Source organism: Shewanella sp. MBTL60-112-B2, from assembly GCF_019655055.1.
GTDB lineage: Bacteria > Pseudomonadota > Gammaproteobacteria > Enterobacterales > Shewanellaceae > Shewanella.
The window spans coordinates 60,683-71,174 of record NZ_BPFA01000028.1 but is presented as its reverse complement, the minus strand read 5'-3'; the positions used below and the strand labels follow the sequence as shown (position 1 = coordinate 71,174).

At 43.6% G+C, this 10,492-nt stretch carries 6 protein-coding genes and 1 tRNA gene; 3 read left to right on the top strand and 4 right to left on the bottom strand.

Translation table 11 applies throughout. The annotated features are described in order from the left end of the window. Nucleotides 1-48 precede the first annotated feature (48 nt). Together K5Q73_RS16410 and K5Q73_RS16405 are read left to right on the top strand one after the other, a co-directional pair. Nucleotides 49-124: transfer RNA gene (locus K5Q73_RS16410), tRNA-Lys, on the top strand. An 812-nt stretch (nucleotides 125-936) separates the two neighbouring features. Further along, nucleotides 937-2,094 carry a DcaP family trimeric outer membrane transporter gene (locus tag K5Q73_RS16405; protein WP_220761578.1) on the top strand — a complete coding sequence of 386 codons (1,158 nt, stop codon included), beginning with the start codon at nucleotides 937-939 and terminating at the stop codon, nucleotides 2,092-2,094. 64 nt (nucleotides 2,095-2,158) lie between these two features. Here the strand turns inward: K5Q73_RS16405 and K5Q73_RS16400 are convergent, their stop codons facing one another. The 3 genes from K5Q73_RS16400 to acs all read right to left on the bottom strand — a co-directional run bounded on the left by K5Q73_RS16400 (nucleotide 2,159) and on the right by acs (nucleotide 6,401). Beyond that, the gene (locus K5Q73_RS16400; protein WP_220761577.1) at nucleotides 2,159-2,425 is read right to left on the bottom strand and encodes a GrxA family glutaredoxin; all 267 of its coding nucleotides are present in this window, start codon (nucleotides 2,423-2,425) and stop codon (nucleotides 2,159-2,161) included. Between the two features lie 96 nt (nucleotides 2,426-2,521). Further along, on the bottom strand, nucleotides 2,522-4,264 hold the full coding sequence (locus K5Q73_RS16395; RefSeq protein WP_220761575.1) for a DEAD/DEAH box helicase: 1,743 nt from the start codon (nucleotides 4,262-4,264) through the stop codon (nucleotides 2,522-2,524). A gap of 184 nt (nucleotides 4,265-4,448) precedes the next feature. Beyond that, nucleotides 4,449-6,401, bottom strand: a complete 1,953-nt coding sequence (gene acs, locus K5Q73_RS16390) for an acetate--CoA ligase (protein ID WP_220761573.1) — start codon at nucleotides 6,399-6,401, stop codon at nucleotides 4,449-4,451. 175 nt (nucleotides 6,402-6,576) lie between these two features. On the opposite strand from acs, the gene K5Q73_RS16385 reads away from it, so the two are divergent. Next, entirely contained in the window at nucleotides 6,577-10,005 is a 3,429-nt protein-coding gene (locus tag K5Q73_RS16385; protein WP_220761570.1) for a PAS domain-containing hybrid sensor histidine kinase/response regulator, read from the top strand. Nucleotides 10,006-10,070: 65 nt separating this feature from the next. Here the strand turns inward: K5Q73_RS16385 and K5Q73_RS16380 are convergent, their stop codons facing one another. After that, nucleotides 10,071-10,403 carry a hypothetical protein gene (locus K5Q73_RS16380; protein ID WP_220761568.1) on the bottom strand — a complete coding sequence of 111 codons (333 nt, stop codon included), beginning with the start codon at nucleotides 10,401-10,403 and terminating at the stop codon, nucleotides 10,071-10,073. Between the last annotated feature and the right edge of the window lie 89 nt (nucleotides 10,404-10,492).

Here is a 10,492-nt window from a genome sequence, read left to right as displayed (position 1 = left end):
CACCACTTTTCTACAAGTGGCTAAAGAAGTAGAAAGCAATACCCAAGGGGGCTGTTAGCTCAGTCGGTAGAGCAGTTGGCTTTTAACCAATTGGTCGAAGGTTCGAATCCTTCACAGCCCACCACTTCTTGTTCATTCCTCGTAATACTCTCTAATAATACTCCCTAATAAAATTGAAAATTATCTGGCTAATCAGAATTAGCTATTAAGCTCAGTCACGTTTGTTATAGATCATGCAGTTGGCTTTACCCTTAACTATCACATTGGTCGGAGGTTCAGCCGCGTCATTACTCAGCATTTCCTATTCACTCCCTGAGATAGCTTTTTCAAACAGCCCCAGCCATTTTAAGTTTACAGGCTTTATTTATTTCGATTGCGATTGTAAGAGTTCTACGGCTTATGGATTAAAGTCATTTGCGAAATAGTTTAGTTAGGTATAGATAGTAATGATTGAGGCTTCTTAAAGCGGTGCAGAGAGATATTCTTCGCTGTAGCTTAGTTTGAAATCTAATTAGCTCAAGTGTGTTTTATTTAAGAGGGGAAGCATGTTCTGGAAAGAAACTGTCTAATTATCAGCTGGCTTTAAGAAAATGATTAAAATTAATTTTTAGTGTGACATTAAGATTTCAGATTCGTGTCAAAAGAAAAGTTAGAGTTTGTATTTTCTGTAATCCATTGTATTTAATAGCTTTTGTGGGGTTTGGTTCGATTGGGCTTGTGCGAGTAAGGGGTTAATAGGTGGTGGCTACTTACGATAAACTAAAACAAAATTAACACTTTGCATATTTCTTTACTAATATTTTAATCGTTAAATGCATATATGATTAATTAGTATTTGGTGTTCTACCTTGGTCTGATAGACCTATTGCTAATGTTGTCGAATTGTTACTTCGGTCATATTTTGTATAGATAATAAAAATATCTGGGAGAAAGGGAATGAAACATACAAAGTTAACAGTTTTAGCAGCAACAATTGCAGCGGTGAGTTTTAGTGCTCAGGCTGATACCGAGTTTAAGTTTGGTGGTTATGTGAAGGCCGATGTAATGTTTAGTGATTACAGCAACGGTGCACCAGGCTCAGGTAGTCTATCACGACAGTTTTATGTACCTGGTACGATATATGGCGATCCAAGCAATGGTAAGCAGGTTGTTGATTTTCAGGCAAGGGAATCGCGCTTTAACTTCAAGTCTTCCACAGATCTAGATGGTCATAAGCTCACAGGTTTTATTGAGCTGGATTTTATGACTCATACCGACGGTAATGAACGAGTATCGAATAGTTACTCGCCACGTATTCGACAAGCATTCGTCAGTTTTGATAATTGGGCAGCTGGCCAAATGTGGACCACTTTCCAAAATCCTGGCGCATTACCAGAGAACTTAGATTTTATTGGTGCTGCTGAAGGTACGCCGTTTGTGCGTCAAACGATGGTGAGATACACCAATGGCGGCTTCCAGTTCTCAGCTGAGAACCCTGAAACGACAGTGAATGGCTATAGAGATGTTTCTGGCAGTCGCATTACTAGTGGCAGCGGCATGGTACCTGATTTTGTAGCGCGCTATAACATGAAAACGGAAGGCGGTATGGCCTTTACGTTTGCAGGTATTGCACGTCAGTTAAATGTTGAAAAGGATAAGGATACTGCAAATCCTATCGATTCTTCTGAGTTTGGCTATGGTGTGAGCTTCACGGGCGTGATTCCAGTAGGCCAAGATGATATTAAGATGTCAGCAACCTATGGTGAAGGTTTGGGCCGCTATATGGCACTTAACTATGTTAATGCTGGTGTACTGAATGCTACTGGTGATATTGAAACAATTGAGTCATACGGTGGCTATATCTCATATCGTCATTGGTGGAGCGATAAATGGAGAACGAGCATTACAGGTTCTGGCTTCAAGGCTGAGAACAACATTGACTTAATAGGTAATAATGTAAATAAAGATTCTTACTCTGGTTATATTAACCTACTTTATTCGCCAGTAAAGCCGTTAACGGTAGGTGTTGAGTACATGTACGCGAAGAACACCAAAGAGAATGGTATGGATGGTGAGTTAAATCGAGTGATATTTTCGATGAAGTATGTGCTTTAGTTAATTTACCCTAATAAAAAGGAGGCCTTGGCCTCCTTTTTTTATAATGAACTGAGCATGAAACTTATGCTGCAGGCATTAAGTCGTTTTCTCTTACATATTGTTCAAACTCAGTGCAGCCACCAACGTGATCTTGATCAACGAAGATTTGTGGCACAGTTTCCACAGGCTTACCTACTGTTTTCTCTAGATCAGCTTTACTGATCCCTTCAGCGTGAATGTCTACGTACTTAAATTTAAAGTCATCGCGCTTTTCTGTGAGTTGCTCAGCAACTTGTACTGCACGAACACAATAAGGACAACCTGGACGACCGAAAATTACAACAAACATGATAGCTTCCTCAGTTTTAGCTTGAACACTTTATATCATAGCGATTGCAATTGTTCTAATCGATATTTAAATTCGTGTTAATCGATTTACTGTTTTTTACTCAAAATGTGATTTTTCGGTTTGATATCGGCCTTTATAATCAAATATTGTTTCCATCAAATCCCAGCCTTTCTTTCCTTTTTTTAGTAGTAGTAAATCAGGCTTCCTAAAGAGAGATTGGTCGTCACACAGTTGTTGAGGTGTTTGGTATTTCTTATGTTTTATACCTGGAGTACGACAGTGAGGAAAAATGAACAATGCAAAAACCGCTCGGATCTGTGCCGGGGTTTGCATTTTGAAATAACGGCAGAAGTCATTACCATCGAGATCGATATAGCGTACGACTAAACGATCAGCTTCTGGCTCAAGCAACATACTTTGACACTTAAACAGGTGGTGATGTTTTTGCTGTAGAACTTCTTTTAGGCGCTTATCGGGGTCAACTAAAACAGACTGACAATGCTGGCAGACTTTAGCGGCGATATCATTTTCTTCTCCGCAGTTTGGACAAGACTTAGAGCGAAATCTAAAATCGCATTGCAGTTTTCGGCCATCTGTTTCTATGAGCGCCTGACACCGGCGGCCAAAATGCTCAATAATATCGCCATCATTATCGGTTAAGCCCCAAAAAATATTGGCAAAATCGCATATCGGGCAGTGTACCTGCACTGGCTTGCATTTGCTATTGGGTTTCGGTTGTCCAACTTCAGGGAAAAATAGGTCGTATCCATTGGCCGCATAATCAATCACAAGGCACTCATCTTTATTGTTATCGATTCTTAGCCCTCGGCCAACCATTTGCTGAAAAAGGCTTACAGAGGCGGTAGGGCGCAATATAGCAATAAGATCAACATGAGGTGCATCAAAACCTGTTGTTAAAACAGCAACATTGACGAGGAACTTGATCTTCTTTGCTTTGAACGCACCGATTAACGAGTCTCTATCTTCTCGTGACGTGTTTGCGGTGATAAGTGCAACTGCTTCACCTTCAAGCTTGGCTACAATTTCTTCAGCATGCTTGACGGTTGCTGCGAAAATAATAATCCCTTGGCGGTGAGCACCTAATGCTATTAATTGTTTAACGATAGCAGTGGTTGCGCGGCCACAATGGTTGAGAATCGAGTTGACTTCTTTTTCATTATATTCGCCAGTAGGCGAGGCCGTTAGCTCACTAAAATCATATTGCGCGCTGAGGCCATCAAACATCTTTGGTTGGCTTAAGAATCCTTGCTTTATGAGTGGGCGCATAGGCAGCTCAAAGATACATTTTTCAAACACCGGTTTTTCAGTATTGCCTACCTTACCGTGATAGTGGTGACGATAAATCCAACCTAAATCTAAGCGGTATGGGGTTGCGGTTAACCCTAGTAATCTGATGCGGCTATTTTTTGATTTTAAATGAGTTAATAGTTGCTGATATTGGCTGTCTTTATCTGGGCTAACCCTATGGCATTCATCGATAATGACCAAGCTATATGGCTCATCAAATTGAGTTGGTTGCTTTACAGCGGATTGGATACTGGCGACAACGGTCTTACCGCCAGTTGATTTTTGGTTTAACCCTGCCGAATAGATCTCTGCTTTGGTGGTCAACAAGCCGACTTTTTCGGCATTTTGAGCCACTAGCTCCTTAACGTGCGTGAGAATGAGTACTCGCCCTTTGGCGATCCGAGCCAACTCGGCAATGACAATACTTTTACCTGCACCAGTTGGCAGTACAAGAACGGCTGAGTCAGGACTTGATTTAAAATGACTGATGGCGGCGTCAACAGATTGCTGCTGATAATCTCTCAGTTGCACTAAACGAACCTAATTGAATACGTGTTTATGATTGAGATGATCCCATATTTGTGATGATGCGATAAGTAAAATATTAACGGATCTTGTTTATGGCATATTCAAATGCAATACAGGGCAAAAAAAAGCCCCTCATTGAGGGGCTAGGGGAGGTCAAACAATAGAACTTTTACTTGGTATCACTGGATTATTCAGTGCGGTTAAGACGTGTCTCAATCAAGGTATCGATTACCGCAGGATCTGCGAGGGTAGATGAGTCGCCTAAGTTAGTAACTTCATTAGCCGCAATCTTACGTAAGAAACGACGCATAATTTTACCCGAACGTGTCTTAGGTAAGCCGCCAGCCCATTGGATAAGATCTGGAGTCGCCAGAGCGCCAATCTCTTTACGCACCCACTGTCTTAATTCTTGACGAAGCTCTTCAGTTTCTACCGAGCCTTTAGTCAAGGTGACATAGGCGTATATACCTTGGCCCTTAATATCGTGGGGGTAACCGACTACCGCAGCTTCGGCAACCAGCTCATGGGCAACCAGTGCACTTTCAACTTCAGCTGTACCTAAGCGGTGGCCCGACACATTAATCACATCATCGACACGGCCAGTGATCCAGTAGTAACCATCTTCATCACGTTTAGCACCATCGCCAGTAAAATACATGCCTCTAAAAGTCTTAAAGTAGGTGAGCACAAATCTATCATGATCGCCAAATACTGTACGCATCTGACCTGGCCAAGAATCTAAGATAACTAAGTTACCTTCGTTAGCTCCTTCGACGATATTACCCATATTATCGACAAGAGCCGGTTGTACGCCAAAGAATGGACGAGTCGCCGAGCCAGGTTTAGTATCTGTAGCTCCAGGAAGCGGGCTAATCAAGATGCCACCAGTTTCAGTCTGCCACCAAGTATCAACAATTGGGCATTTCTCATGGCCAATAACGTCGTTGTACCAGCGCCAAGCTTCAGGGTTAATGGGTTCCCCTACAGAACCCATGATCCGCAGTGAACTGCCGTCAAATCCTTCGAATTGCTCTTTACCTTCAGCCATCAGTGCGCGGATAAGCGTTGGAGCGGTATAAAGAATATTCACCTTATGGCGATCAATCATTTCGCCGAGTCGGGCAGGACTTGGATAATTTGGAACCCCTTCGTGTATAAGGACTGTGGCGCCATTAGCAAGCGGCCCGTAAACCATATAAGAGTGGCCAGTGATCCAGCCTACATCGGCCGTACACCAATAAACTTCATTCTCTTTATAATCGAATACATATTCATGGGTCATGGCCGCATAAACCATGTAACCACCAGTGGTATGAAGCACACCTTTAGGATTACCAGTCGAGCCCGATGTATAGAGCAGGAATAGCGGATCTTCAGCGCCCATCTCTTCTGCGATGCAATGCTCTGATGCGGTCTCCATTAAAGACTCCCACCAAATATCACGTCCTTCAACCCAATTGATATCGCCGCCAGTTCGATTCATCACGATGACTTTTTCAACGCAATCGACATCAGGGTGAGAAAGGGCTTCATCAATATTGGCTTTTAGAGGAATGTTCCGGCCGGCTCGAACGCCTTCATCGGCAGTGATAACCACTTTTGAGTTACCATCAATGACGCGAGAAGCAATGGAATCCGGTGAGAAACCACCAAACACAACGGAATGAATTGCACCAATGCGGGCACAAGCAAGCATTGCTACTGCAGCTTCTGGCACCATAGGCATATAAACCGTTACGACATCACCTCGACGCACGCCTTGGCTACGAAGTGCATTGGCGAATTTACACACTTCTGAGTGAAGCTGGCCGTAGGTCAGAGTGCGTTGATCTTTAGCATCATCACCTTCCCAGATAATCGCTAATTTATCGGCATTGTTTTCAAGGTGCCTGTCTAAACAGTTGGCGGATGCGTTGAGCGTGCCGTCATAGAACCACTTGATAAACAGGTTGTGGTCATCGAATGAGGTTTTCTTTACCTTAGTAAAAGGTTTGATCCAGTCGATACGGTTACCGTGTTCTCTCCAGAAACCTTCAGGATTTACAATCGACTCCTGATACATTTTTTTATATTGTTCATCGTTTACAAGTGCGTTTGCAGCGATTTCACTTGGTACTTTATAGAGAGACTGCGTGCTCATTGGGCTTCCCTTATCTAATAATGCGTAAGCTGAGTATGGATTGGGAGAGGGCTATTTCTCTATTAGACCTTGGTCTAGTAATTAAATGTCCTTATTTTTTAGGTGGTTGTAATTTTAATTCGGCTGGATTTCGTTCGTTTTTTACCGCAAAATAGAATTAAAAAAAGAGAACCCTATGAACTTGACCGTGTTGGTTGGCACCATTGCCATTGTTTATGTGTTACTGCTGTTTCTCATCGCTTGGGGGGCGGAGCGCTGGTTTGGTGGGATCACTAAACGAATTCAAACTTGGGTCTATGGGTTAAGTCTTGCCGTATACTGCTCGTCATGGAGTTTTCTAGGGACAGTTGGCCAATCCGCTCAAGATCTGTGGTCATTTCTGCCTATCTTTATCGGCCCCATCCTTATTTTTACGTTTGGTTTTAGCTTACTACGCAAGATGGTGATCGTCTCTAAGGCGCAGAACATCACCTCTGTTGCGGATTTTATTGCCGCGCGCTATGGCAAGTCACAGCTTCTCGCCGCAATCGTTACTTTTATTGCCCTGTTTGGGATCATGCCTTATATCGCATTGCAGCTTAAAGCCATGGTGTTTAGCCTTAACCTTTTTCAGCCCGATGGTGAGTTGTTCGATGGGGCTAAGGTCTCACTCATTATCACGGCTGTCTTGGCTATTTTTGCCATTCTGTTTGGCACTCGTAAACTTGACGCAACTGAACATAATCCTGGAATGATGTTAGCCATTGCCTTTGAGTCTTTAGTAAAACTTGGAGCGTTCTTGCTGGTAGGAATTGTGATTAGTTTTGGTGTGTTTGATGGCTTTGGCGATATCTGGCAACAAGCCACTGAGCGAGACTTAATTAGCGAACCTAATATTCGCTTAGAGTCACTTATGCCTGAGTTACTAGTGGGAATGGCGGCTTTTCTGTGTATGCCGCGCCAGTTTCACGTAATGATGGTGGAGTGCGAAAATGAGCGCACTATACTTAAAGCACGCTGGTTGTTTCCACTCTACTTATTATTGTTTGGCATATTCGTTGCGCCATTAGCATTAGCTGGGCAGCTTTTATTGGGGGACGCCGTCGCCGCCGATACTTATGTGATAAACCTTCCCTTAGCGCTTAATCAACCTTGGCTTGCGGTTGTCGCACTCTTAGGTACGCTTTCAGCGGCAACTGGCATGGTGATTGTCGCTGTCGTGACTATAAGTGTGATGGTGAGTAACGAGTGGTTAGTGCCGTTAATGCTGCGTACTGGTCAGATAAGAGAGAAAAATTTTAGCCAGTTTTCTCAGTTACTGCTTAATGCTAGGCGCTTGGCTATCGTGTTGATTTTGGGGCTAGGATACTTTAGCTACCTGTCATTTATGGACAATGACTCGCTTTCATCGCTGGGAATGCTCTCGTTTGGCGCTTTTGCTCAGTTAGCACCAGCGCTTATTGGTGGTATGTACTGGAAGCATGGTAATCGCAGCGGTGTATTTTTAGGGCTGGCGGTCGGTTTTAGTTGTTGGTGCTACATTCTATTGCAAGGTGTGGTGAACTCGCCGACGATAGTGTCTTCAGAATTTGTACTACTTGAATCGATAACGCCTAATGTGCGCGACATTCTCATTGCCTTATTAGCAAACTGCGCTTGTTATATGTTGGGCTCTATTTGGTTTAGAGCTGGTGTAGCAGAGCGAATGCAGGCCAGCGCGTTTGTAACCCCTGGGCAACTTAAGAAGGATATTAATCGTAAGAGCACCCCAGTTTCACAGCAAGATTTACTTATTTTAGCCAGTCGCTTTGTTAGTCCTACACGTGCCTATGAGAGTTTTTCGACTTTTTCAGAAGATGCGGTCAAAAGTGACAGTTGGCATAAGGCTGCGCCACCAGAGTTAATCGCCCATACTGAGCATATGTTAGCTGGGGTACTAGGGGCTTCTAGCGCCTCTTTAGTACTTGATTCTGTGCTTCAAGGACGTGATTTAGCCCTAGATGAAGTGTTTAGCTTAGTCGATGAAGCATCATCAAAGATTATCTTAAGCCAAGATATGCTACGTGGCGCCATAGAGCATGCCTATGAAGGCATGAGTGTGGTTGATAAAGATCTCAACTTGGTGGCTTGGAACTATAAGTACGCCGAGCTTTATAATTATCCGGAGCATTTCCTCCAAGCTGGAATGCCTATAAGTGATGTGGTGCGCTTCAATGCTGCGCGAGGCTTTTGTGGTGTGGGAGACATAGAGTCGCAAGTTGAAAAACGAGTACAGCATATGCGTAATGGCACGCCACACGTGTCTGAGCGGCAACGCAAAGATGGCAAGGTCATTAAGATCCAAGGAAACCCCATGCCCAGCGGCGGTTTTGTTATGACCTTTACTGATATTACCCAATATCGTCAGCAAGCAAAGGCGCTGCAGCAAGCAAACGAAACACTCGAAGCAAGAGTTAAAGAGCGTACTTACGAGCTATCTATGCTCAATAGCAAATTGCTTGAGGCTAAGGCCCAAGAAGAAATGGCCAATGCTTCCAAAAGCCGCTTCTTGGCTGCAGTGGGTCATGACTTAATGCAGCCTTTAAATGCTGCAAGGCTGTTTACCGCCTCTTTAGCGCAATATCCAAATCTCGACCAAGAGGGAAAGACCACCCTAAATCATGTAAACAGCTCACTGAAAATCGCGGGAGAGTTGCTTACCGATCTATTGGATATCTCCAAGCTCGATTCTAATATGGTAGAAGTTAATCGCCGTGATTTTGCTATTGCAGACTTAATCGATGGTTTAGCAGTTGAGTTCGATGCCATGTCTAAAGATTGTTTAATCAAATTTAACTATGTTTCAAGCTCGGTAACCATTAATTCAGATCCTAGCCTGCTTCGACGCGTTCTACAAAACTTCCTGACCAATGCTTACCGGTACGCCAAGGGGAATCGCGTATTATTAGGTTGCCGACACCGTGGTGATGAACTAGAGATCCAAGTTATCGACACAGGTTGTGGTATCGATGAAAGTGAAACTTCAGAGATTTTTAAAGAATTTAAACGCCTAGATAACCCTGAAAGCAAGAGTGTAAGTGGTTTGGGGTTAGGCTTAGCGATTGCAGATAGGATCAGTCGAGTGTTATCCCATGAGATCAATGTCAGCTCTGAACTGGGTAAAGGCTCGATGTTTTCAATACGAGTACCAATAGGTAAAGAGAATACAGCACCTAAACCTAAAAAAGAGCCTTCATTATTACAGCCACTAGCGGGAGTGAAGGTGCTGTGTATCGATAATGAAGAGGCAATTCTAGCAGGGCTTGAGAGTTTATTGAGCCGTTGGCAGTGTGAGGTTATATGTGCTAGTGACCTGGCGGATGCGCGTATCAAACTTGGGTTAAAAGGGGTTGCTCCAGATATTATCCTTGCCGACTATCACTTGGATCACGATCAAAACGGTGTTGATGCCATGGATGGAATTAGAAACCTGTATGGAGAACACCTGCCAGGTATTTTGATCACTGCCAACACCCAAAAAGAGCTGATAGACGATATGCAACGCCGCGGGTATCACTATATGGCTAAAATGGTTAAGCCTGCAGCTTTAAGGGCGTTAATCTCTAGCCTAGTGAGAAAAAAATAACTTGCTCAAAGGCACCAGAACCATAAAGGCACAAAATCTACAGTGCCTTTATGATGAAGGGGGGATTATTCAACTTTGACTGGTGTAAGCCCTTGATCTCGAGATTCGACAGCCGTCTCAACATCGAAACCACTCGTCTTCCAGCTTTGGGCTTCTTCTGGATTAAAGGATTGGTTTTTCCAGCCCTGGGCATTTTCTAAATCAAATCCTGCCTTTGCCCAGCCGCTAGACTGCTCAGCATTAAAACCTGCGCCTTTCCAAGCCTGCGCTTGCTCAGCATTAAAGCCAATATCTTTCCATGCCGCAATGTCTCTCTCTGACATGCCTTTCCAGGTCGCAGGGGAAGAGGCACAAGCGCTTAGTGCTAACACTATGAGTGCGAAACCAAGTTTTTTCATATCACTTTCCTTTGTCATTCAATCGTTATTGCAATTGTTATCGAAGTCGTTGGACGCTCCGAGGTTTACTTTCAAAAACACGCAATTGA